Origin of the sequence: Halodurantibacterium flavum (assembly GCF_042681825.1) — a bacterium.
Classification (GTDB): Bacteria; Pseudomonadota; Alphaproteobacteria; order Rhodobacterales; family Rhodobacteraceae; genus Halodurantibacterium; species Halodurantibacterium flavum.
In genome coordinates, this window is the sequence record NZ_JBHUGH010000010.1 from 52610 (window position 1) to 73335 (window position 20726).

A 20726-nucleotide genomic window follows, 5' to 3' on the forward strand; every position below is an offset into this window, starting at 1 on the left:
ATGCATGTCGTCTTCCGCGAAAGCCGGGGGCTGGAGGAAACCGCCACGCCGCAGGATCTGGGGCAACGCCCTGCCGATCTTGTGGTGCTGTCCTTTTCCGACAGCGACCTTGGCGCTTTCGCGGCGGGCTGGCATCGGGCCAAGGGCGGCTTGCCCACGCTGCGGTTGGCGAACCTTGCGCAGCTTGCGCATCCCCTCTCGGTCGATACCTATGTCGAGGCGACGCTGTCGGGCGCCAAGGGCATCCTCATCCGGCTGATCGGGGGCGTGCCCTACTGGACCTACGGGTTGCAGCAGGTCCACGCGCTGGCACAGGCGCGGGGGATCGCGCTGGCGGTCCTGCCGGCCGATGGCCGACCCGATCCGCGGCTGGATGAATATTCGACGCTGCCCGTCTCCACCCTCCGCCGCCTGTCTCACTTATGCGACATGGGCGGAGAGGTCGCGGCGCAGGCGGCGCTGGCGCAGCTTGCGCTGGCGGCGGGGCTTTACGCAGGGCCGGTGCGGGGGGCAAAGGTGCTGCCGCAGGTGGGGGCGTGGGATGGGGGTGTGACCTGCCCTGCGGCATTTGCGCTGACCAGCACGCGGCCCCGGATCATCCTGACCTTCTATCGGGCCTATCTTGCGGCGGCGGACCTTGCACCGGTGCAGGCGCTGGCCGATGCGTTCCGGGCGCGGGGCTTTGATGTGCTGGGGCTATTCGCGCCCTCGCTCAAGGCACCCGGGGCGGCGGGCTGGCTGCGGCGCTGGGTGGCGCATCTGGAGCCTGCCGCCATCGTCAACGCCACGGCCTTTTCCTCGGGCGAAGCCGCGCCCCTCGACGCGGCCGGCGTGCCGGTGTTTCAGGTGGCGCTAGCCACATCTTCTCGCGCCGCTTGGGAGGAAGAGGATCGCGGCCTCTCCCCTGCCGATCTGGCCATGCATGTCGTCCTGCCAGAGGTTGACGGCCGCATTCTGGCCGGTGTCGCGTCCTTCAAGGAGCCGCTTCCGCGGGATGAGGCGCTGGAATACGCCCGCAACGCCCACGCGCCCGACGCGGCGCGGATCACGGCAATTGCCGAGCGCGTAACGGGCTGGGTGCGGCTGGCGGAAAAGCCCGCTGAGGAAAAGAAGGTGGCGCTGGTGATGTCCACCTATCCCGGCAAGGCGCATCAGGCCGCCCATGCGGTGGGGCTGGATGCGCCGGCCTCTTGCGCGGCCATTCTGCAGGATATGGCTGCGGCGGGTTATCGGGTGGGCGAAGGTCCGCCCCTGCCGCAGGGGCATGTTGCATGGCCGGTGGCTGAATATCAGGCGGCGCTTGCGCGGCTTTCGCCCACGCTTCAGGCGGCCCTGCCACTGCTGCCCGAGGATGACCCCGACTGCCGGGACGGCGCGTTCCATTTCGCCGCCGAATGGCGCGGCAATGCGCTGGTGGCGTTGCAGCCGGAACGTGGACTGCCCGCCGCCCGGGACGCAGAATATCACGACCTCAGCCGCCACCCCCGCCATGCCTATGTGGCTTTTTACCTGTGGCTGCGGGCGATGGGTGTGGACGCGCTGGTCCATATCGGTGCACATGGCACGCTGGAATGGCTGCCGGGCAAGGCGGTGGCGCTTTCCGATGACTGCTGGCCAGAGGCGCTGGTGGGCGCAATGCCGGTGATCTACCCCTTCATCGTGAACGATCCGGGAGAGGCCGCGCAGGCCAAGCGGCGCATCGGCGCGGTGACCATCGGGCATATCCCGCCGCCGCTGCGCCCCGGCGCCACGGGCCGCCTGTCGCGGCTCGAAAGCCTGCTGGACGAATTTTCCAACGCCGACGGTCTTGACCCCCGCCGCCGCGATCGCCTGCAATCCGATATCCGGGCCGAGGCGCAGGCGTTGGGAGTGGAGGAGGATCTTGGCCTCGATGCGGCCACGACCCTGGCCGAGGCGATCACCCGCATCGACCGCTTTGTTTGCGACGTGAAGGAAAGCCAGTTCGGCGACGGGCTGCACATCTTTGGCCGCGAACCGGACGTGCCGCATCTGGAGGGCGCGGCGGCCAGCGCCGTGGCTGAACGTGCGGCGCTTTTGGATGCCTTGGCCGGGCGCCGAGTGGCTGCGGGGCCTTCGGGTTCGCCCTGGCGCGGGCGGGCGGATGTGCTGCCGACGGGACGGAACCTCTTCACCACCGATCCCCGTGCGGTGCCTTCCCGCGCGGCTTATGCGCAGGGCGTGAAACTGGCCGAGGAACTGGTGCGCCGCCACCTCCAGGACCACGGCGATTATCCCAAGGGGCTGGTCGTGGATCTATGGGGCTCGGCCACCATGCGCACGGCGGGCGAGGAATTTGCCATGGCGCTGCATCTGCTGGGGGCAAAGCCGGTCTGGGACGAAGGCTCCGACCGGGTGAGCGGGGTGGAGATCCTGCCCATCGCCCTGCTGGAACGGCCCCGGCTGGATGTGACGCTGCGGGTCTCGGGCCTGTTCCGCGACGTGTTCCCCACGCTCGCGGCGCTGTTCGGTCAGGCTGTCCGGATGCTGGCGGAACGGGAAGAGGCCGCTGACTGGAATCCCTATGTCGGTCAGGCAGGTGCGCGGGTTTATGGCCCGGCGCCGGGCAGCTATGGTCTGGGTCTGGATGCCGAGGATTACGGACCCGAAGGCCGTGCCCGCGCGGGCGAGGCATGGCTGCGGGCGAGCGAATGGGCGCTCGATGGCAGGGGCCACGATGCAGAGGGGCTGCGGGCGCGGGTGGCGGGGGCTGATGCCTTTGTCCATCTTCAGGACCTGCCGGAAACCGACCTGCTGCTTGCCGCCGACTATGCCGCCCATGAGGCGGGCTTTGCCGCAGCGCAGTCGGTGACGGGCGGGCAGGCCGCGCTTTACCACATGGACGTCACCCGCCCCGACGCCCCCCGCGTCCGCACCCTGCAGGAGGAAATCGCCCGCGTCGTCCGCGCCCGCGCCACCAACCCGGACTGGATCACGGGCATGATGCGCCACGGTTTCCGCGGCGGGGCCGAGATTGCGGCAACGCTCGACCATATGGCGGCCTTTGCTCATCTGGCCGGGGTGGTCGCGCCCCATCTTTTCGACGCCTATCACGAGGCGACGCTGGGGGATGGGGCGGTGCGCGACTTCCTTGCGCGCGAAAACCCCGGTGCGCTGCGGGCGATGGAATCGCGCTTCATGGCGCTGCATGAGGCGGGGCTGTGGGTCACGCGGCGGAACTCGATCCTTGCTGGCTTGGGGGCGGCGGAATGAGGCCCGAGGCAAAGGGCTGGTGCCCCGGCGCCTTCCGTCCGATGATGTCCGGCGACGGGCTGATCGTGCGGGTGCGCCCGCGGCTGGCCGCGCTTACAGCGGCGCAACTCCGGGCGATCTGCGAAGGCGCGCGGCGCTGGGGGTCGGGGATCATCGACCTCACCAATCGCGCCAACCTGCAACTGCGAGGGGTTGGCGAGGCGGGGCATGCGCCGCTCTTGGACCTGTTGGCGGGTGCCGGGCTGCTCGACCCTGATCCGGCGATGGAGGGGCGGCGCAACATCCTGACGCAGCCGCTTTGGTCAACGGGCGACGATACCCACCGCATCGCCGAGGAACTTTCTACCCGTCTTGCGGAACTGCCGCCGCTGCCGGCCAAGTTCGGCTTTGCCATCGACGCAGGACCCGCGCCGCTGCTGCAGGGCGATCCCGCAGATATCCGGGTGGAACGCAGCGCCATCGGCCTGATCCTGCGTGCCGACGGCGCGGCACGTGGTGTCGCGGTGACGGCCGGTGAGGCCGTGGACCGGATCATCGAGATGGCCCGATCCTTCGCCGCGACCGGCGCCCGCCGCATGGCCGATGTTGCGCCCGAAGGGGCGGTGCCGCCCCTGCCGCCGGCTGCGCGCCCGCAGGGGCTGGGGCTGCCGTTCGGGCAGACGGATGCCGATGCGCTGGACGCGGTGCAGGGGGATATCCGCGTGACGCCCTGGCGGATGATCCTCGCCGCGCCCGCGCCGGGGTTTCTGCGGGCAGACGATCCGCTGCTGAAGGCCCATGCCTGCGCGGGCCGCCCCTTTTGCCCCGCGGCAACGGTGGAAACCCGCGCCCTTGCCCGCAGGCTGGCAGCGCATCTGCCGGGGGTGCATGTTTCGGGCTGCGCCAAGGGCTGCGCCCATTCCCGCCCCGCCCCCGTGACGCTGGTGGGCCGGGAGGGTCGTTTTGATCTGGTCCGCAGCGGTCGCGCATGGGATACGCCTGCCGAAACCGGCCTTGAGCCGGCCACGATCCTCTCCCGCTTCGGAGCCGACTGATGCCCTACAGCTATGAAACCGACGGCGCGGCGATCTACCGCCAGTCCTTTGCCACGATCCGGGCCGAGGCCGACCTTGCGCGTTTCACGCCCGAGGAGGAGCAGGTCGCCGTCCGCATGATCCACGCCGCAGGCATGGTGGGGCTTGAGGACCACATCCGCTTTTCCCCCGGCTTCGTCACGGCTGCACGGACCGCGCTGGAGGCCGGGGCCCCCATCCTTTGCGACGCGCGGATGGTGAGCGAGGGCGTAACCCGCCCGCGCCTGCCCGCCAAGAACGAGGTGATCTGCACGCTGCACGATCCGCAGGTCCCCGAGCTGGCCAAGGCGATGGGCAATACCCGGTCGGCGGCGGCGCTGGAACTGTGGCGGCCGCATCTGGCGGGGGCGGTGGTGGCCATCGGCAACGCGCCCACGGCCCTTTTCCACCTGCTGAACATGCTGGAAGATCCCGCCTGCCCGCGCCCCGCCGCAATCATCGGCTGCCCGGTGGGCTTTGTCGGCGCGGTGGAATCCAAGGACGCGCTCTGGGCGGCGCAGCCGGTTCCTTCGGTCATCGTGCAGGGGCGGCTGGGCGGCAGCGCCATCACCGTCGCCGCCATCAACGCCGTCGCGAGCCGCGCGGAATGAGCGGGACGGTCTATGGCGTGGGCCTTGGCCCCGGAAACCCCGACCTGATGAGCGTCCGGGCCGACCGTCTGGTGCGGAACGCCCGCCACGTGGCGTTTTTCCGCAAGGCCGGGCGCAAGGGGCAGGCCCGCCAGATCGTCGAGGGGATGCTCCATCCCGACGCGGTGGAAATCCCGATGGAATACCCGGTCACGACCGAGATCCCGCTGGACGACCCGCGCTATAACGAGGTGCTCTCGGGCTTTTACGCCGATTGCGTGGCGCGGCTTTGTGCGCTGACGCCGACGGGCGACGTGGTGGTGCTGTGCGAAGGCGATCCGTTCTTCTACGGGTCGTTCATGCATCTCTTCATCCGCCTGCAAGGCCGCTGCCCGGTTGAGGTCGTGCCGGCCATCACCGGCATGTCGGGCGCCTGGACGGCGAGTGGGGCGCCGATCACCTGGGGCGATGACGTGCTGACGGTGCTGATGGCGACGCTGCCAGAGGCGGAACTGACCCGCCGCATGGCCGACACCGACGCGCTGGTGGTGATGAAGATCGGGCGCAACATCGACAAGGTGCGCCGGGCGCTGACGGCCGCAGGCCGCGCGGATCAGGCCTGGCTGGTCGAATACGCGGCCATGCCGCAGCAGCGCGTGATCCGCTTGGCCGAGGCCGGGGAGTGCGTGACCCCGTACTTCTCGATCGTGCTGGTGCACGGGCAGGGGCGGCGGCCATGAGCGGCTGGGTCGCCATTGCGGGGCTTGGCCCCGGGTCCGATCTGATGGTGACACCCGAGGTGACAGCGGCGCTGGCAGAGGCGACGGACGTGGTGGGCTACATCCCCTACGTCGCACGCGTGGCTGGGCGTGAGGGGCTGACCCTGCACCCGACCGATAACCGGGTGGAACTGGATCGGGCGGCGCATGCGCTCTCGATGGCGGCAGAGGGGCGGCGGGTCGTCGTGGTGTCATCGGGCGATCCGGGGGTTTTTGCCATGGCCTCGGCTGTGTTCGAGGCGCTGGAGGCGGGGCCTGTGGCGTGGCGTGATCTGGACATCCGCGTGCTGCCGGGGATCACCGCGATGCTGGCGGCGGCGGCGCGGGCAGGGGCGCCGCTGGGGCATGATTTTTGCGCGATCAACCTGTCCGACAACCTCAAGCCCTGGGTGCTGATCGAAAAGCGCCTGCGCCTTGCGGCCGAGGCTGATTTCGCGATGGCCTTCTACAACCCGCGGTCGCGTTCCCGCCCCGAGGGGTTCGCGCGGGCGCTGGAGGTTCTGCGCGAGGCCTGCGGCGATGCCCGCCCCGTGATCTTTGCCCGCGCGATTTCCACGCCCGAAGAGACGCTGCGTGTCGTGCCGCTGACCGAGGCAGAGCCAGAGATGGCCGACATGCGCACCATGGTCATCGTCGGGTCAAGCCAGACACGGATCATCGAACGGGCGGGCGCACCAATTGTCTACACCCCCCGGGGCGTGGCGGGATGATCGAGCCAGCCCAGAACCTCTTCAACCGATACAGCTTCCTGCCGCGGCGGGAGAGCAGGTCGGTCGATCATGACAACCGGCAGGCCAAGGCGCCGTGCCGCAATCAGCTTTGCCTCGGCCCCCGTGCCGCCTGCATTCTTGGCCACGACCAGTTCGATCCGGTGGTCCTGCATGAGCGTGATGTCCCCCTGGGCCGTGAAGGGGCCGCGATCGACGATCACCGTATGATCGGGCAAGGGCGGCGGGGCCTCTGGCGCGTCGACCAGCCGCAGGACGTAGTGATGCTGCGGCTGGGGGGCGAATTCGGCCAGATGCATCCGGCCAAGCGCCAGAAGAACCCGGCGCGGCGGGCCGGAAAGTGCGGCGACGGCCGCAGGAATGTCGGGTGCCGTGCGCCAGTCATCGCCTGCCTGCGCCCTCCACGGCGGGCGCGTCAGGGCGATCAGCGGTACGCCTGTATCTTGCGCGGCGGCAACGGCATTCCGGCTCATCTGCGCGGCAAAGGGATGGGTGGCATCCACCAGATGCGTGACGGCATTGTCCCGCAGGTAGGCGGCCAGCCCCTCGACCCCGCCGAACCCGCCCGTGCGGGTGGGGATGGGCTGCGGCTTGGGCCGTTCCACCCGCCCGGCATAGGAAAGGGTCGCGCGCTCGCCACCTTCCGCAAGGGCGCGGGCAAGGGCGCTTGCCTCACTCGTGCCACCAAGGATGAGGATGTTTCGCATGTCTGATCCCTGGCTCACGATCGTCGGTCTGGGCGAAGATGGCCCGGATGGGCTTCCGCCTGCAAGCCGTGATGCGCTGGCGGGGGCCGAGGTGGTCATGGGCGCGGCGCGGCATCTGTCGCTGCTGCCTGATCTGACGGCCGAACGGCTGGAATGGCCGGTGCCGTTCGCGGATGGCATCCCGCGGCTTCTGGCCTTGCGAGGGCGGCGGGTGGTGATGCTGGCCTCGGGCGATCCGTTCTGGTTCGGGGCGGGGACCAGCGTGACCCGGCATCTTGAGCCGGGGGAATGGCGGGCGCTGCCGGGGCCGTCGACCTTCTCGCTCGCCGCATCGCGACTGGGCTGGGGGCTGGACGGGGTGGTCTGCCTTGGCCTTCATGCGGCCCCCCTGTCGCGGCTGCGCCCGCATCTGGGCGATGGCGTGCGGGCCATCGTGCTGCTGCGCGACGGGGCTGCGGTGGCGGATCTCGCGGATTGGCTGGTGGGTGCGGGGCTTGGTGCGTCCCGCCTGCATGTGCTGGAGGCGCTGGGCGGCCCTCGCGAACGGCTGCGCGACTGCGCGGCAAAGGCGCTGGATTTCACTGACATCATTCATCCTGTCGCCGTGGCGATAGAGGCGCGCGGGCAGGGAATGCCGCAGGCGCAGGGCCTGCCGGATGATCTTTTTGACCACGATGGGCAGATCACCAAACGCCCGGTGCGGGCGCTGACGCTGTCGGCCCTTGCCCCGCGGGCGGGCGAGCTCTTGTGGGACATTGGCGCGGGATCGGGTTCCATCGGGATCGAATGGCTGCTGGCGCATCCCGCCAACCGGGCCACAGGCGTGGAGGCGGATCCAACCCGCCTTGCCCGTGCCCGCCAGAATGCCGACGCGCTGGGCGTGGACCGGCTGCACCTGGTTCAGGGGCGCGCCCCCGAGGCACTGGCGGGCCTGCCGCTGCCCGATGCGGTGTTCATCGGTGGCGGCCTGTCGCACGACCTGCTGACGCATCTCTGGTCCCTCCTGCAACCGGGCACCCGGATCGTTGCCAATGCCGTGACGTTGGAATCCGAGGCGCTGCTGGCGCAGTGGCACGCACAGGCCGGTGGCAGCCTGCTGCGCATCGAACTGGCCGAGGCGCAGCCGCTTGGCCCCCGCAGGGGATGGCGCGCCGCCTATCCGATCGTGCAGTGGAGCATTACCCGATGATCGTTGCTGGGTTCGGCTTTCGGGCGGCGGCGACCGAGGCTTCGCTGCTGGCGGCGCTGGGCGAGGCCCGTCCGCAGGCCCTCGCCGCGCCAGCGGACAAGGCCGCCGCCCCCTGTCTGGCCGCCCTGTCCCGTCGGCTGCACTTGCCCGTGATTCCGGTTCCGCCGGGGGCGCTGTTGGCGGTGACTACGCTGACTCACTCGCCCCGCATTCATGAAAAACGTGGCACCGGCAGCGTGGCCGAGGCTGCGGCCCTTGCCGCCGCCGGCCCCGGCGCACGGCTTCTGGGGCCACGGACGGTTTCGCCTGACCGGATGGCCACCTGCGCCCTTGCTGAAAGGAAAGATCCATGACCGTTCATTTCATCGGCGCGGGCCCCGGGGCTGCCGACCTTCTGACCCTGCGGGGCCGCGACATCATCGCCCGCTGCCCGGTCTGCCTTTATGCAGGCTCGCTGGTGCCGGAGGAGATCCTGTCGCACTGCCCGCCGGGCGCGCGGATCGTGAACACCGCGCCGCTGGATCTGGACGCGATCATCGCCGAATGCCGCGCCGCGCATGAGGCCGGGCAGGATGTGGCGCGGCTGCATTCCGGGGATCTGTCGGTCTGGTCGGCGATGGGGGAGCAGCTGCGCCGCCTGCGGGCCGAGGGTATTCACTACACGGTCACGCCGGGGGTGCCGTCTTTTGCGGCGGCGGCGGCGGCGCTGGGGGCGGAACTGACGCTGCCGGGGCTGGCGCAATCGGTGGTGCTGACACGGACGCCGGGCCGGGCCTCTGCCATGCCCGAAGGGGAGAGCCTGACGAATTTCGCCGCCACCGGGGCGACGCTGGCCATCCATCTGTCGATCCACAACCTGGGCCGCGTGGTCGCGGACCTGATGACCGCCTATGGCTCGGATTGCCCGGTGGCGGTGGTCTATCGCGCAAGCTGGCCGGACGAAAAGATCGTCCGAGCGACGCTTTCGACCATCGAGGCCGCGATGGGCGAGGGGGTGGAGCGGACAGCGCTGATCCTTGTTGGCCCCGCGCTGGCCGCAGAGGGGTTCGACGAAAGCTGCCTTTATTCCACCGATTACGACCGCCGCTTCCGCCCGCAGGGGGCGCGGGAATGAGGCCGCCGGGGCTTCTGATCTCGGCCCCTGCCTCGGGCACGGGCAAGACGACCGTGATGCTGGGCCTGTTGCGGGCGCTGACAGATGACGGGCTGGCGGTGCAGCCGTTCAAAAGCGGGCCGGACTACATCGATCCCGCCTTTCATCGCGCGGCCAGCGGACGCCCCTCGTTCAACCTGGACAGCTGGGCGATGGATGACGCGCTGATGGATGCCATTGCCGCGCAGGCCGAAGGGGCGGACATCTGTCTCGCCGAAGGGTCGATGGGGCTTTACGACGGCGTGGCGAAGGCCGGGGCCTGCGGCACGGGGTCCAGCGCCGAGCTTGCCGCGCGGATGGGCTGGCCGGTGGTGCTGGTCGTCGATGTGGGCGGGCAGGCGCAATCGGCGGCAGCAGTGGCGCTGGGATTCGCGCGCTACCGGAACCTGCCCTTTGCGGGCGTCATCCTGAACCGGGTGGCGAGCCCCCGGCATGAACGGCTGGTGCGGCTGGGGATGGAGGATGCGGGGCTGTCGGTGCTGGGCGCCTTGCCCCGGCGAGGGGATCTGACGCTGCCCGAACGGCACCTGGGGCTGGTGCAGGCGGTGGAACATCCGGATCTTGACCGTGCCATTGCTGACTATGCCGCCTTCCTCAAGGCGCATGTGGATTTGGATGCCCTGCGTGCCGCAGCCGCCGGGGCGGGGGTGCTGCGCCCCGGCCCCCTGCCGCGGCCACCGGCGCAGCGGATCGCGCTGGCGCAGGATGCCGCCTTTTCCTTCACCTACCCGCATCTGCTGGCGGGCTGGCGCGCGGCAGGGGCTGAAATCATGCCGTTCTCACCCCTCGCGGATGAGGCGCCTGACCCTGCCGCCGATCTGGTCTGGCTGCCGGGCGGCTATCCTGAACTGCATGCGGGGCGGTTGGCGGCGGCGGAACGGTTCCGCGCGGGCCTGCGCCGCTTTGCCGAAACCCGCCCCGTCCATGGCGAATGCGGCGGCTACATGGCACTGGGCGAGGCGTTGGTGGACAAGGACGGGCAGCGGCACCGGATGGCGGGGCTACTTGGCCTCGTCACCAGCTATGAAAAGCGCCGGATGCACCTCGGGTATCGGCAGGCGGAACTGCTGGCGCCTGTGCTGGGCTTTGGCACGCGGTTGCGGGGGCATGAGTTCCACTATTCCACCATTCTGGAGCAGCCCGACGCGCCGCTGGCGCGCGTCACCGATGCCGAAGGCGCAGAGGTGCCTGAAACGGGTTCGCGCCGCGGCACGGTCACCGGTACCTTCTTTCACCTGATTGCGGAGGACGCATGAGCGGCTTCGTTTCCTTCGTAGGTTCCGGCCCCGGCGATCCGGAACTGCTGACGCTCAAGGCCGTGGCGCGGCTCAAGGCGGCGGATGCGGTGCTGTTCGACGACCTGTCCTCGGGCGCGATCCTGTCCCATGCGGGACCGGGGGCGGACCTTGTGGCGGTGGGCAAGCGGGCGGGACGCCCCTCGCCCAAGCAGGACCATGTGAGCCGCCTGCTGGTGGACTACGCAGCCTCAGGCGCGCGGGTGGTGCGGCTGAAATCCGGCGATCCCGCGATCTTTGGCCGGCTGGAGGAAGAGATCACCGCCCTGCGCGAGGCCGGCATCGGGTTCGAGATCGTGCCGGGCGTCACCTCGGCCACGGCGGCGGCGGCGGCGGCGGCGATCCCGCTCACGCGGCGGATGACGGCGCGGCGGGTGCAGTTCGTCACGGGGCACGATGTGACGGGCGGGCTGCCGGACGACCTGAACATGGCGGCGCTGGCCGATCCCGATGCGACGACGGTCGTCTTCATGGCGCGGCGCACCTTCGCCGGGCTTGCGGCGCGTCTGATGGCGCAGGGCCTTCCGGGCGAAACCCCGGCGATCCTGGCCGAGAATGTCAGCCATGCGGACCAGTCGCTCCAGCGTGGAACGGTGGCGGGGCTTGCGGCGCAGCTCAGCACCGCGACGGGCAGCGCGCCTGCCCTTATCCTCTATGGGCCCTTGGCATGAGGCGGGCAGTCGATCCAGCCCGGGTTCCGGTTTTCCTGCCAGCCGTTCCGATGCAGAAGGGGCGTGTCATCGGTGAACTCCGGATAGCCGAGGCAGAGATAGGCCGTGAATTCCCAGCCCCGGGGCGCCGAAAGCGCCTGTGCGACCGCCGCCGGATCGAGGATAGAGACCCAGCCCAGCCCCAGATTCTCCGCGCGCGCCGCAAGCCACAGGGTGTGGATCGCCATCGCGGTAGAAAGGCGCAGCGTCTCGGGCATGGTCTGCCGGCCAAGGCCGCGCCCCTCGTCCGGGTCGGCGAGTGTAAAGACGGCCAGATGTTCGGGCGCCTCGCGCAGGCCTGCCAGCTTGAGCTGCAGATAGTCGGCGCGGGTCGCGGCGTCATAGTCCCGGGCGGCACGCTGGTTGCAGCCCTCGAATATCCGGATGATCTCGGCCCGTCGGGCGGCGTCGCGCACCCGCATCACGCGCCAGGGCCGGGCATTCCCCACCGAGGGCGCAAGGGTCATCGCAGCCTCGAGCCCGGCCAAGACCTCTGGCGGGACGGGATCGGCGCGGAAATGCCGCACATCGCGGCGCCAACGCAGGATGTCGCGCAGCACGCGAAGGTCATCGGGCGTGAATTTCATGGGCCCCTCCTGCCCGACTGGTCGCACAGTCCGGCGGGCGGGGCAACGGGGGCGGCATGACCGAACTGTTGCTGATCGGCATCGGCACGGGAAATCCCGATCACCTGACGCTGGAGGCGGTGTCCGCCTTGCGATCCGCCGAGATCGTCCTTTTGCCCCGCAAGGGCGCGGACAAGGCCGACCTGGCCGACCTGCGGCGGATGATCTGCGAGCGGCATCTTTCGGCGCAGGGGCAGGTGATCGAATTCGATCTGCCCCGACGGGACGCCTCGGGCGATTATCTGCCCGGCGTGCGTGACTGGCATGAGGCGATCGCGCGGATCTGGGCCGGGCTGCTGGCAGGGCACCCGGCGTCGCGTGTCGCGTTGCTCGTCTGGGGCGATCCGTCGCTTTACGACAGCAGCCTGCGGATCGCCGGACGCCTGCGGGAGGCAGGGAGCGAACTGACCATCAGGGTCGTGCCCGGGATCACCAGCCTGCAGATGCTGACCGCGGCCCATGGCATCCCGCTCAACACGCTGGGGGCGCCGTTCCTTGTCACCACGGGGCGCCGGCTGAGAGAGGGCGGCTGGCCCGAAGGCGTCGATACGGTCGCGGTGATGCTGGACGGTGAATGTTCCTTTGCGCATCTGCCCGGCGACGGGCTTCATATCTGGTGGGGCGGGTATGTGGGCATGCCGCAACAGATCCTGATTGCCGGACCGCTGGGCGAAGCCGGGCCACGGATCATTGCCGCGCGCGAAGCCGCCCGGGCCGAGCACGGCTGGATCATGGACATCTATCTGCTGCGGCGCGGCTAGCGCAGGTCGCGGGCGGCCAGCGCCCGGGCGATCTCGGCCCGGACAAGCTTGCGCACCGTATGGGTGATCTGCACCCCAAGGCTGCCGCGCAATTCCTGCCGTACAAGTTCGGCAACCATGTCGCGCAGGGCGTCCGGATCAGGACCCGCCGCAGGGGCGAAGGCGTTGATCGGGGTCGCGCCCGCGGTCAGAAAGGGCGGGGGCGGGGAAAAGGGCGTCTCCGGTATGTCGGCCCGGGCGCTGCTGTCCCGCGGGACGACCCGCAGGTCGGGGGTCAGGATCAGCGGCGCAAGCCTTTCGGTTTCGCCGGTCGCCACTCTCAAGTCGCTATTCGGGTTGGGCATCGCGCGCTCCCTCGCTGGCCCGACGGGCCGGAACCTGGATGCGCAACTCTAGCGCCACAGCCGCCACGGGACAACACCCATGGCGGCTGTGGCGTGAATCGGTATTATTCGCGTCCGATGCGTTGCAGAACGCGGTCCAGCGCCTCGCCCTGCGGGCTGCGGGCGGGGGCGTTGCGCACGGCGTCGTAATAGGCGGTCGGGTTATAGGTGGGGATGCCGAGGTTCAGATGCTCCACCGTCAGAAGGCCCATCGCCGACAAAAGCTGATAGACCGCGACGTGGCGGTTCGCCTCGGCCGACACACGGGTCGTCTGCGCGTCCAGCAGTTCCTGCTCGGCGTTCAGGACGTCGAGCGTGGTGCGGGCGCCCAGCGACGCCTCTTCGCGCGCGCCATCGAGGGCGATCTGCGCCGCCTGGATCTGCAGGTCCGAGGCCTGAAGCTGCGCGCGCGCCACATTGATCTGGGCCCATGCGTTGCCGACCTGCTGCGTCACCTCGAGCGCGGTCTGATGCAGGTTCGAGCGCGACTGATCCCGGCGCGCCACCGCCTGACGATAGAGCGAGCTGTTCCCGCCGCCGGTATAGAGCGGCTGGTTGTAGCTTAGGCCGAGGCGGGACTGGTCATTGCCATCCTGATCCATCGTGATCCCGGCAGTGGCGGCGATGCGGCCCGAACGCTGCGGCTCGGCCGCGACGACGTTCAGTTCCGCGCCTGCGACCTGAAACTGCGCCTGCCGGATCAGGGGATGTGTGGACTGCGCGATCGAACGTGCCTCATCAAGGCTCGACGTGGTGGCGGGCGGCGCGGGCGGGCTGTTGATCGGGCCCGTCGGATAGTTGCCGGTTGCCGCATTATAGGTTTCGAGCGCGATGGCGCGGTCGCCTTCGGCTGCGGAAAGCGCAGAGCGTGCGGCGGCCAGGCGTGCCTCGGCGGTGGCAACGTCGGTCCGCGTGACTTCACCGACCTCGAACCGGTCCTGGGCGGCGCGCAGTTCCTCGCTGATCACGTTCACGCTGCTCTGGCGCAGGCGGACCGTTTCATTCGCGCTCCAGACGTTCATGTAGGCCGAAACGGCGTTCAGAAGCACGTTCTGTTCCACGTTGACCAGCGCCCACCGGGTCGCCAGCACGTTCTGCTGCGACGCCTCGATCGCGATGCGGTTGCGCCCGAAATCAAACAGCGCGAGTTCTGCCGAAAGACCGATGCTGCCGGTCAGTTCGTCCTGAAGCGCGCTTTGAACCGGCGTGGTGTAGTTCGCGCTGGCGGCAAGGGCCAGGGCAGGGCGCAGGGCCGCGACACTTTGCGCGACGTCTTCGTCGGCGGCCCGCAGCACGGCCCGGTTCTGTTCCAGAAGATTCGAGTTGCGATAGGCTGCGACCAGCGCATCGGCAAGGGTGTCGGCCTGCGCGGCGCCGGCGCCGAATCCGGTAGCGCAGGCTAGGACGATTGCGGCCAGCCAGTTCGGTCTGCGATCTTTCATCATGTCATTCCTGCTCGTTGATCCGCCGGCACATGCCGCAGCCTTAGAGTGAAAATTCCTGCGCCTTGTGAAAACCGGGAAGCACCGGCGCAGAGGCGTTGAAGGAAAAACGCCACGCGATCTGGCCATCGATCTTGTAGCCAAGCCGCACCACCCCCAGCGCGCCCTCCATGAAGATACAGGCGACGCGTCCGCCTTCCTTGACCTGATCGGCCAATCCTTGGGGAAACGCCTCGGCCGCGCCTTCGACGATCATCGCGTCATAAGGGCCGTGTTCCGGTGCGCCATGGGCCAGCGGGGCCGTCACGACCACCGTGTTGTAGATCCCCTGATCGGCCAGGTTGGACTGCGCCTCGCGCGAAAGATCCTCGTCCGACTCGACCGCCACGACGGTTTCGGCAAGACGTGCAAGAACGGCAGTGGAATAGCCCAGCCCCGCGCCCAGATCGAGTACGAGCTCGTTCGGCTGGATGTTCAGGATATCGAGCATTTTCGCGAAGGTGCGTGGTTCAAGCAGCACCCGGTCCCGCCCGAGCGGCAGGTTTTCACCCATATAGGCAGCCTCGCGCCGCTCGGTTGGAACATAGAACTCCCGGGGGACCGCAAGCACCGCATTTATGATCGGGAACTTGGTCACATCCGCGGTGCGGATCTGGTTATCGACCATGTGGCGACGGCGGGCGGCAAAATCCGACATGATGAACTCTCTGTTCCGAGGCGTCGCGAAAGCTTTGCCACAGTTTGGGGGGGTGGGCAACATCACCCCGCGCGAGGCAGGGCGCGCGCGGCGGTCGTCACAGGGATGCTAGAACAGGCCGCGATCGCGTGAAACGATGACCGCCTGCGTACGGTTCGTGACCCCAAGCTTTCTGCAGATCGACTTTACATGCATCTTTACCGTGGCTTCGGCCAGGTTCAGATCGCTGGCAATGGTCTTGTTCGGCTTGCCCTCGGCAAGATGCGACAGGACGAGCATTTCCCGCTCGCTGAGCCGGCTGGAGGACACCCCTTCCTCGGGTGCACGCTCACGCAAAAGTTCCATCGGAAGATACTGTTCGCCCGCATGGATGAAGCGGATGGCGTTCACAAGGCTGCGCACCGAGTTCGTCTTGGGAATCACGCCGGCGGCACCGGCGTCGACTGCCTCATCCACCAGGCGGCGGGTGGGGTTGCCGGTGAGGATGGCAACCGGTCGCCCACCATTGGCCTTGATCCCCCGCAGCACGCCGGAAATTCCATTCATCCCGGGCATGTTGTAATCGAGAAGCAGGATGTCGAAATGGCCCTCGGCGTCGATCCGCCCCAGTGCCTCATCGAAGGAACTGGCCGTCTGGACATGAATGTCCGGCTGGGCCGAGAGAAACATCGAAATCATCTCGAGCACCATGTCATGGTCGTCGGCGACCAGCAGGCGGATCGTCTCGGTCGGGTCTCCGGTGCTCATGCGTTTGATCAACCTTAAGCAGCAAGCGGATGGGTGCGGGCGCCGGATTTCGGCGTCGCATCAACTTGTAAATATCGCGGGCGAGCGGGGAAAATCCACAGTGAAAACGATTTTTTCCAAATGTTTCCCGGCCCTGTGCCCGGATAACCCGTGGGATCGGGCGTTTTTCCATACAAGTTCAGGATGTTTGCGGAAACATCATCCTCGCGTCTCAGGCCCCTTTGCGGCGCGCAATGAGAGCAGGGCGCCGCCCCTTGACCAACGGCACCGAACTATCTAAACCCCCCTTGTCCGGCGAGTGGGCAGGTAGGTTATGCAGCGGATTGCAAATCCGTGTAGACCGGTTCGATTCCGGTACTCGCCTCCAATCCTTCCAGCAAGTAACGGTTCGGGTGAGCCCGAGGGTACCGCAACGGGTATCAGGCTCTCCGTTCACCCGGTGTTCGTTCCTTGCCCCTTATCAGGGGACTGCCGCGCCGGCGTCCGGCGCGCAACTGACAGTCCTCGGCGCGAAATCTGCGCAAAATCATTGACCGCAGGGCCGGAAACCCCCAAAGCATCCCGACGGCCTGAAGATGCCCGGAGGGAGGTGCACCTTGAAGATTCTTGCGCTGATCATGCGCGCGATCAACGGATTGAACCGTCTGGTCGGCAATATCTTTGCATGGCTTGCAGTCGGGATCGTGCTGGTCTGTTTCTGGGTGGTTGTGGAGCGGTATGTGTTTCTCAACACCCGTCTCTGGATGCAGGATCTCTATGTCTGGATGAACGGCGCGATGTTCACCGCCGTCGCGGCCTTTGCGCTTTACCGCAATGACCATGTGCGGGTGGACATCTTTTTCCGCCCCGCCTCGCTCAGGGCCAAGGCGATCATGGATTTCGTGGGCGTCCTCATTTTCCTGCTGCCCTTCATGTATGTGGTCTGGGTCTATGCCTGGCCGAATGTCATCCGGTCCTGGGCGCGGTATGAGGCGTCGGCCAATTTCGGCGGGATGCCGGGCCTTTTCATCCTGCGCAGCTTCATCCTGGCTTTTGCCGCGCTGGTTGCCCTTCAGGGGCTTTCCATGTTGATCCGGTCTGTCCTGATCCTCGCCCGGAGGGAGGATCTGATTCCCGCCGACTATCGCTACAAATACGACCAGGAGTAACCGGATGGACCCCGTTCTGATTGGCGAGATCCTCGCCGGCCTCATGTTCCTTGGCGTCATCGGGATGCTGATGCTGGGCTTTCCGGTGGCCTTCACTCTTGGGGGCACGTCGCTTCTGTTCGCGCTGATCGGGATGCAGTTCGGCGTATTCGATCCCTCGAACTTCGGCGCGCTGGCGGGGCGCTTCATCGGCTACATGACGAACGAGGTGCTGGTCGCCGTGCCGCTCTTCATCTTCATGGGGGTGATGCTGGAACGATCCCGGATCGCGGAACAGCTGCTCATGTCGATGGGCAAGCTCTTCGGCAACATGCGCGGGGGGCTTGGAATTTCGGTGATCGTCGTCGGGGCGTTGCTGGCGGCCTCCACCGGAGTGGTCGGCGCGACAGTCGTGACGATGGGCCTGATCTCGCTGCCCGCGATGCTGCGGGCGGGCTACAAGCCCACGCTCGCCTCGGGCGTGATCTGCGCCAGCGGCACGCTGGGCCAGATCATCCCGCCCTCGACCGTGCTGATCTTCATGGGCGACATGATCGGCGGCATTCACGCGCAGGTCCAGATGGCGCAGGGCAACTTTGCCCCCCAGACCGTGTCGGTGGGCAACCTCTTTGCGGGCGCGTTTTTCCCGGGGCTTCTGCTGGTGGGGCTGTACCTCGCCTATGTCCTGTTCAAGGCCTGGACCGACCCCGAAAGCTGCCCCGCAACGCCCGTCCCGCCCGAGGAACGCGCGGGTCTCTGGCGCGAGCTGGTGACAGCCTTCATCCCGCCGCTGGCGCTGATCGTCGCGGTGCTCGGCTCGATCCTCGGCGGTATCGCCACCCCGACCGAAGCCGCTTCGGTGGGCGCGGTCGGCGCGACCATCCTTGCCGCACTGCGCTGGCGGCTGTCATGGCGGGTGCTCAAGGAAACGGTGATTTCGACGGCGGCGATCACCTCGATGATCTTCGTCATCCTGTTCGGGGCCTCGATCTTTGCGATCGTGTTCCGGCAGATGGGCGGCGACAACCTTGTGCACGAATTCCTGTCGAACCTGCCGGGCGGGGCGACGGGGGCAATGATCGTCGTCATGCTGATCATGTTCGTGCTGGGCTTCATCCTCGACACGTTCGAGATCATCTTCATCGTGATCCCGATCACCGCGCCGATCCTTCTGGCGCTTGGGGTGGACCCGGTCTGGCTGGGCGTGATGGTGGGCGTGAACCTCCAGACCTCGTTCCTGACGCCGCCCTTCGGCTTCTCGCTCTTCTATCTGCGGGGGGTAGCGCCGAACTCAGTCTCGACCGCGATGATCTACAAGGGCGCGATTCCGTTCGTGCTGCTCCAGATCCTCGCCATCGCGCTTCTGTTCATATTCCCCGGCATCGTGACGTGGTTGCCATCGGTTCTTTACTGAACCGGACATGAAAAAAGGCCCGGATCGCTCCGGGCCTTTTCCTTGGATGCGTTCCGATCAGAACGTGACGTATCTTTCGCGCGCGCGCAGGAAGCCGAGATCGGTGCCTTCCGTCCGCGTCCGCATGATATTGACGGCCGAAACAAAGCTCTCGGCGGTTTTCTTGGTCAGTTCGTCGCCGCCTTCGCGGATCTCGGTCAACAGCTCCATCGAGGCCTGTGCGGCAGCTTCCATGATGCTTTCCGGGAATTCGGCATGGGTGATGACGCCATGGTCATTCACCAGCGTCGCCAGCGCGCGCGGATCGTTGGCATAGAAGTCCGAGGCGACCTGATCGTATTCCGCCTGACAGACGTCGCGCACGATGGTCTGCAGGTTCTCGGGCAGCGCCTGGAACTTGGCCTTGTCCACCACAAGCTCGGTCGCAAGGCCCGGCTCGATGAAGCTCGACGTATAGTAATGCTTGCAGATCTGATGAAAGCCGAGCGCGAGGTCATTGTAGGGGCCGACGAATTCGGCCGCATCCAGCGCACCCGACTGCAGCGCGGCAAAGATCTCGCCGCCGGCGAGGTTCGTGACGCTGGCGCCCATCTTCTGCCAGACCTGCCCGCCGAGACCCGGCGTGCGGAAGCGCATCCCCTGGATGTCCTCGATCCCGGTCAGTTCGTTCTTGAACCAGCCGCCGGCCTGCGTGCCGGTGTCGCCCGAAAGGAAGCCCTGCAGGCCGAACTGGTCGTAGATCTCGTCCCAGATTTCCTGACCGCCCATGTAGCGCACCCAGGCCGCGAGCTCGCGCGAGGTCATGCCGAAGGGCACGCCGGTAAAGAACGAGAGGCCGACCGATTTGTTCTGCCAGTAATAGGCAGCGCCGTGGCTCATTTCCGCGGTCTGGTCGATCACTGCGTCAAGGGCCTGCAGCGGCGGAACCATCTCGCCGGCGGAAAAGACCTGAACCGTCAGCGCGCCGTCGGTGGCCGCCGTGATCCGGTCGCCCAGACGCTGCGCGCCTACGCCGAGGCCGGGAAAGTTGCGCGGCCAGGTCGTGACCATGCGCCAGGTGATGCGGCCCTGCGCGATGGCGGGCGCGGCAAGTGTGGTCGCTGCGGCGGCGGTGCCACCCAGCGCGGATGTTCTGAGAAATGAGCGTCTGTCCATGCGTTTCCTCCCGGAGTTTCCGCCGTTTAATCGGCGGCTGCGCGAGCCTAGCCGACCCGTTTGCATCGCGCTAGCGGTAAGGTGCAGCGGATTGTCGCCGTGCCGGCTTTTTACGATGCTGCAATGCAGCAATGGCATGGCGGCCTTTCCGCTTTGTCGGATGAAAGCGCGGTGCGACGGACGCATATCAGTTCCGAATGAACAGGAGACCGAAGATGCAGGCGCAATCCGCACACGCCATCGCGGCAGAGGCCGCACCCAAAAGCCAGACGGCAGAGGCCGCGCGCAAGGCGATTGAAGATACGGGCTTTGCCTATTTCACCCGGGCAGAAAAGCAGGCGGAAACTGCGGGCGCACGCCGCCCGGCACCGCTGGAAGAGATGTATGAATATTACAGCCACGCCGCCTGACGTCAGGGCGTTGCAGTTTCCGGATTTCTGGGCGCCGGCGACCAAAGAAAACGCGCCCCGGTGGGGCGCGTTTTTCACATCCGCAAACCTCGGGATCAGGGAGTGATCAGGCTGCGGCGGCTTCTTCCAGTGCGTGGCGGCGTTCGCTCTCTTCGCGGGACAGCGCGACCGAGGTGCGCACACCCTTGGAGACAAACTCCATAAGACCCTTCACGACCCGCTCATTCGGGTCGATGCCGGCGCAGGACAGCACTTCGCGGCCATCGCGCGACCGGGCCCAGCGGGCGATCTGCTCGGGGCCGTTGCCGTATTTCCTGTCATCCGCAATCGCATCGTCCAGCGCGGCCAGCACGACAGCCGCAAACAATTTGCGCGACCGCTGACCCTGTTCGTAGTTGAATGCGGTGCCGTCAACGAAATCGACCATGATGTCGTCCTTTTATTCTTGCTCTTGCGTTTTCTGGCGTCCGGCGTGTCTAGGCTGTTGGCATCCGATTCGATATGGCCCCCACCGCATGTCTGCCATGCGC

The 20726-nt window shown here is 67.5% G+C and carries 22 protein-coding genes and 1 tRNA gene; 15 read left to right on the top strand and 8 right to left on the bottom strand.

The window, feature by feature from the left end; genetic code table 11:
- The 5 genes from cobN to cobJ are packed head-to-tail and all read left to right on the top strand — an operon-like array spanning position 1 to position 6362.
- The gene (cobN, locus tag ACFSGJ_RS13105; RefSeq protein WP_390262540.1) at positions 1–3231 is read left to right on the top strand and encodes a cobaltochelatase subunit CobN; all 3231 of its coding nucleotides are present in this window, start codon (positions 1–3) and stop codon (positions 3229–3231) included.
- On the top strand, positions 3228–4265 hold the full coding sequence (locus tag ACFSGJ_RS13110) for a cobalamin biosynthesis protein CobG (protein WP_390262543.1): 1038 nt from the start codon (positions 3228–3230) through the stop codon (positions 4263–4265). Before cobN ends, ACFSGJ_RS13110 begins: the two co-directional genes overlap by 4 nt.
- Positions 4265–4894 (top strand): precorrin-8X methylmutase, encoded by a 630-nt coding sequence (locus ACFSGJ_RS13115; protein ID WP_390262546.1) that lies wholly within the window; start codon positions 4265–4267, stop codon positions 4892–4894. Before ACFSGJ_RS13110 ends, ACFSGJ_RS13115 begins: the two co-directional genes overlap by 1 nt.
- Positions 4891–5613 (top strand): precorrin-2 C(20)-methyltransferase, encoded by a 723-nt coding sequence (locus ACFSGJ_RS13120; protein WP_390262549.1) that lies wholly within the window; start codon positions 4891–4893, stop codon positions 5611–5613. Before ACFSGJ_RS13115 ends, ACFSGJ_RS13120 begins: the two co-directional genes overlap by 4 nt.
- Complete coding sequence (cobJ, locus tag ACFSGJ_RS13125; RefSeq protein ID WP_390262553.1) at positions 5610–6362, top strand: precorrin-3B C(17)-methyltransferase; 753 nt, start codon at positions 5610–5612, stop codon at positions 6360–6362. The genes ACFSGJ_RS13120 and cobJ overlap by 4 nt, the downstream gene beginning before the upstream one ends.
- On the opposite strand, the gene ACFSGJ_RS13130 is transcribed toward cobJ, so the two are convergent.
- Complete coding sequence (locus ACFSGJ_RS13130; RefSeq protein ID WP_390262555.1) at positions 6335–7087, bottom strand: cobalt-precorrin-6A reductase; 753 nt, start codon at positions 7085–7087, stop codon at positions 6335–6337. The two genes, cobJ and ACFSGJ_RS13130, sit on opposite strands and share 28 nt — an antisense overlap.
- Here ACFSGJ_RS13130 and cbiE point away from each other — a divergent pair.
- Genes cbiE through cobA form a run of 5 tightly spaced genes read left to right on the top strand, consistent with a single transcriptional unit; the run spans position 7086 to position 11395 of the window.
- Positions 7086–8276 (top strand): precorrin-6y C5,15-methyltransferase (decarboxylating) subunit CbiE, encoded by a 1191-nt coding sequence (cbiE, locus tag ACFSGJ_RS13135; RefSeq protein WP_390262558.1) that lies wholly within the window; start codon positions 7086–7088, stop codon positions 8274–8276. The two genes, ACFSGJ_RS13130 and cbiE, sit on opposite strands and share 2 nt — an antisense overlap.
- Positions 8273–8629 (top strand): cobalamin biosynthesis protein, encoded by a 357-nt coding sequence (locus ACFSGJ_RS13140; RefSeq protein WP_390262561.1) that lies wholly within the window; start codon positions 8273–8275, stop codon positions 8627–8629. Before cbiE ends, ACFSGJ_RS13140 begins: the two co-directional genes overlap by 4 nt.
- Positions 8626–9390, top strand: a complete 765-nt coding sequence (gene cobM / locus ACFSGJ_RS13145; RefSeq protein WP_390262564.1) for a precorrin-4 C(11)-methyltransferase — start codon at positions 8626–8628, stop codon at positions 9388–9390. Before ACFSGJ_RS13140 ends, cobM begins: the two co-directional genes overlap by 4 nt.
- The gene (locus ACFSGJ_RS13150; protein ID WP_390262567.1) at positions 9387–10685 is read left to right on the top strand and encodes a cobyrinate a,c-diamide synthase; all 1299 of its coding nucleotides are present in this window, start codon (positions 9387–9389) and stop codon (positions 10683–10685) included. Before cobM ends, ACFSGJ_RS13150 begins: the two co-directional genes overlap by 4 nt.
- Positions 10682–11395, top strand: coding sequence for a uroporphyrinogen-III C-methyltransferase (cobA, locus tag ACFSGJ_RS13155; protein WP_390262569.1), 714 nt, complete (start codon positions 10682–10684; stop codon positions 11393–11395). The genes ACFSGJ_RS13150 and cobA overlap by 4 nt, the downstream gene beginning before the upstream one ends.
- Here cobA and bluB read toward each other — a convergent pair.
- Positions 11377–12021: a 5,6-dimethylbenzimidazole synthase gene (gene bluB / locus ACFSGJ_RS13160; RefSeq protein WP_390262572.1), complete on the bottom strand. Its 645-nt coding sequence runs from the start codon at positions 12019–12021 to the stop codon at positions 11377–11379. The two genes, cobA and bluB, sit on opposite strands and share 19 nt — an antisense overlap.
- 56 nt (positions 12022–12077) lie before the next feature.
- On the opposite strand from bluB, the gene cobF reads away from it, so the two are divergent.
- Positions 12078–12821, top strand: a complete 744-nt coding sequence (cobF, locus tag ACFSGJ_RS13165; RefSeq protein WP_390262575.1) for a precorrin-6A synthase (deacetylating) — start codon at positions 12078–12080, stop codon at positions 12819–12821.
- Here the strand turns inward: cobF and ACFSGJ_RS13170 are convergent.
- The 4 genes from ACFSGJ_RS13170 to ACFSGJ_RS13185 all read right to left on the bottom strand — a co-directional run bounded on the left by ACFSGJ_RS13170 (position 12818) and on the right by ACFSGJ_RS13185 (position 16090).
- Positions 12818–13165 (bottom strand): hypothetical protein, encoded by a 348-nt coding sequence (locus ACFSGJ_RS13170; RefSeq protein ID WP_390262578.1) that lies wholly within the window; start codon positions 13163–13165, stop codon positions 12818–12820. The genes cobF and ACFSGJ_RS13170 overlap by 4 nt on opposite strands.
- A gap of 104 nt (positions 13166–13269) precedes the next feature.
- Entirely contained in the window at positions 13270–14649 is a 1380-nt protein-coding gene (locus ACFSGJ_RS13175) for a TolC family outer membrane protein (protein WP_390262580.1), read from the bottom strand.
- Between the two features lie 40 nt (positions 14650–14689).
- Positions 14690–15343, bottom strand: coding sequence for a protein-L-isoaspartate O-methyltransferase family protein (locus tag ACFSGJ_RS13180; RefSeq protein WP_390262583.1), 654 nt, complete (start codon positions 15341–15343; stop codon positions 14690–14692).
- A 108-nt stretch (positions 15344–15451) separates the two neighbouring features.
- Positions 15452–16090, bottom strand: coding sequence for a response regulator transcription factor (locus ACFSGJ_RS13185; protein WP_390262586.1), 639 nt, complete (start codon positions 16088–16090; stop codon positions 15452–15454).
- 293 nt (positions 16091–16383) lie between these two features.
- On the opposite strand from ACFSGJ_RS13185, the gene ACFSGJ_RS13190 reads away from it, so the two are divergent.
- The 3 genes from ACFSGJ_RS13190 to ACFSGJ_RS13200 all read left to right on the top strand — a co-directional run bounded on the left by ACFSGJ_RS13190 (position 16384) and on the right by ACFSGJ_RS13200 (position 18631).
- Positions 16384–16457: transfer RNA gene (locus ACFSGJ_RS13190), tRNA-Cys, on the top strand.
- A gap of 229 nt (positions 16458–16686) precedes the next feature.
- Complete coding sequence (locus ACFSGJ_RS13195) at positions 16687–17238, top strand: TRAP transporter small permease subunit (protein WP_390262589.1); 552 nt, start codon at positions 16687–16689, stop codon at positions 17236–17238.
- Between the two features lie 4 nt (positions 17239–17242).
- Entirely contained in the window at positions 17243–18631 is a 1389-nt protein-coding gene (locus ACFSGJ_RS13200) for a TRAP transporter large permease (protein ID WP_390262591.1), read from the top strand.
- Between the two features lie 57 nt (positions 18632–18688).
- Here the strand turns inward: ACFSGJ_RS13200 and ACFSGJ_RS13205 are convergent, their stop codons facing one another.
- Positions 18689–19786: a TRAP transporter substrate-binding protein gene (locus ACFSGJ_RS13205; protein WP_390262594.1), complete on the bottom strand. Its 1098-nt coding sequence runs from the start codon at positions 19784–19786 to the stop codon at positions 18689–18691.
- A gap of 215 nt (positions 19787–20001) precedes the next feature.
- Between ACFSGJ_RS13205 and ACFSGJ_RS13210 the strand changes: the two genes are divergently transcribed.
- Complete coding sequence (locus tag ACFSGJ_RS13210; RefSeq protein ID WP_390262597.1) at positions 20002–20196, top strand: hypothetical protein; 195 nt, start codon at positions 20002–20004, stop codon at positions 20194–20196.
- Positions 20197–20302: 106 nt separating this feature from the next.
- Here the strand turns inward: ACFSGJ_RS13210 and ACFSGJ_RS13215 are convergent, their stop codons facing one another.
- Positions 20303–20623, bottom strand: coding sequence for a DUF6280 family protein (locus ACFSGJ_RS13215; protein WP_390262600.1), 321 nt, complete (start codon positions 20621–20623; stop codon positions 20303–20305).
- Positions 20624–20726 lie beyond the last annotated feature (103 nt).

Coding starts and splice junctions, on each gene's coding strand:
- bluB (WP_390262572.1), bottom strand. CDS start 12,021: ATGAAATTCACGCCCGATGACCTTCGCGTGCTGCGCGACATCCTGCGT.
- ACFSGJ_RS13200 (WP_390262591.1), top strand. CDS start 17,243: ATGGACCCCGTTCTGATTGGCGAGATCCTCGCCGGCCTCATGTTCCTT.
- ACFSGJ_RS13150 (WP_390262567.1), top strand. CDS start 9,387: ATGAGGCCGCCGGGGCTTCTGATCTCGGCCCCTGCCTCGGGCACGGGC.
- cobA (WP_390262569.1), top strand. CDS start 10,682: ATGAGCGGCTTCGTTTCCTTCGTAGGTTCCGGCCCCGGCGATCCGGAA.
- cobN (WP_390262540.1), top strand. CDS start 1: ATGCATGTCGTCTTCCGCGAAAGCCGGGGGCTGGAGGAAACCGCCACG.
- ACFSGJ_RS13170 (WP_390262578.1), bottom strand. CDS start 13,165: ATGCCCAACCCGAATAGCGACTTGAGAGTGGCGACCGGCGAAACCGAA.
- ACFSGJ_RS13115 (WP_390262546.1), top strand. CDS start 4,265: ATGCCCTACAGCTATGAAACCGACGGCGCGGCGATCTACCGCCAGTCC.
- ACFSGJ_RS13130 (WP_390262555.1), bottom strand. CDS start 7,087: ATGCGAAACATCCTCATCCTTGGTGGCACGAGTGAGGCAAGCGCCCTT.
- ACFSGJ_RS13175 (WP_390262580.1), bottom strand. CDS start 14,649: ATGATGAAAGATCGCAGACCGAACTGGCTGGCCGCAATCGTCCTAGCC.
- ACFSGJ_RS13210 (WP_390262597.1), top strand. CDS start 20,002: ATGCAGGCGCAATCCGCACACGCCATCGCGGCAGAGGCCGCACCCAAA.
- ACFSGJ_RS13185 (WP_390262586.1), bottom strand. CDS start 16,090: ATGAGCACCGGAGACCCGACCGAGACGATCCGCCTGCTGGTCGCCGAC.
- ACFSGJ_RS13140 (WP_390262561.1), top strand. CDS start 8,273: ATGATCGTTGCTGGGTTCGGCTTTCGGGCGGCGGCGACCGAGGCTTCG.
- ACFSGJ_RS13205 (WP_390262594.1), bottom strand. CDS start 19,786: ATGGACAGACGCTCATTTCTCAGAACATCCGCGCTGGGTGGCACCGCC.
- ACFSGJ_RS13215 (WP_390262600.1), bottom strand. CDS start 20,623: ATGGTCGATTTCGTTGACGGCACCGCATTCAACTACGAACAGGGTCAG.
- ACFSGJ_RS13120 (WP_390262549.1), top strand. CDS start 4,891: ATGAGCGGGACGGTCTATGGCGTGGGCCTTGGCCCCGGAAACCCCGAC.
- cobJ (WP_390262553.1), top strand. CDS start 5,610: ATGAGCGGCTGGGTCGCCATTGCGGGGCTTGGCCCCGGGTCCGATCTG.
- cobF (WP_390262575.1), top strand. CDS start 12,078: ATGACCGAACTGTTGCTGATCGGCATCGGCACGGGAAATCCCGATCAC.
- ACFSGJ_RS13110 (WP_390262543.1), top strand. CDS start 3,228: ATGAGGCCCGAGGCAAAGGGCTGGTGCCCCGGCGCCTTCCGTCCGATG.
- cobM (WP_390262564.1), top strand. CDS start 8,626: ATGACCGTTCATTTCATCGGCGCGGGCCCCGGGGCTGCCGACCTTCTG.
- cbiE (WP_390262558.1), top strand. CDS start 7,086: ATGTCTGATCCCTGGCTCACGATCGTCGGTCTGGGCGAAGATGGCCCG.
- ACFSGJ_RS13180 (WP_390262583.1), bottom strand. CDS start 15,343: ATGTCGGATTTTGCCGCCCGCCGTCGCCACATGGTCGATAACCAGATC.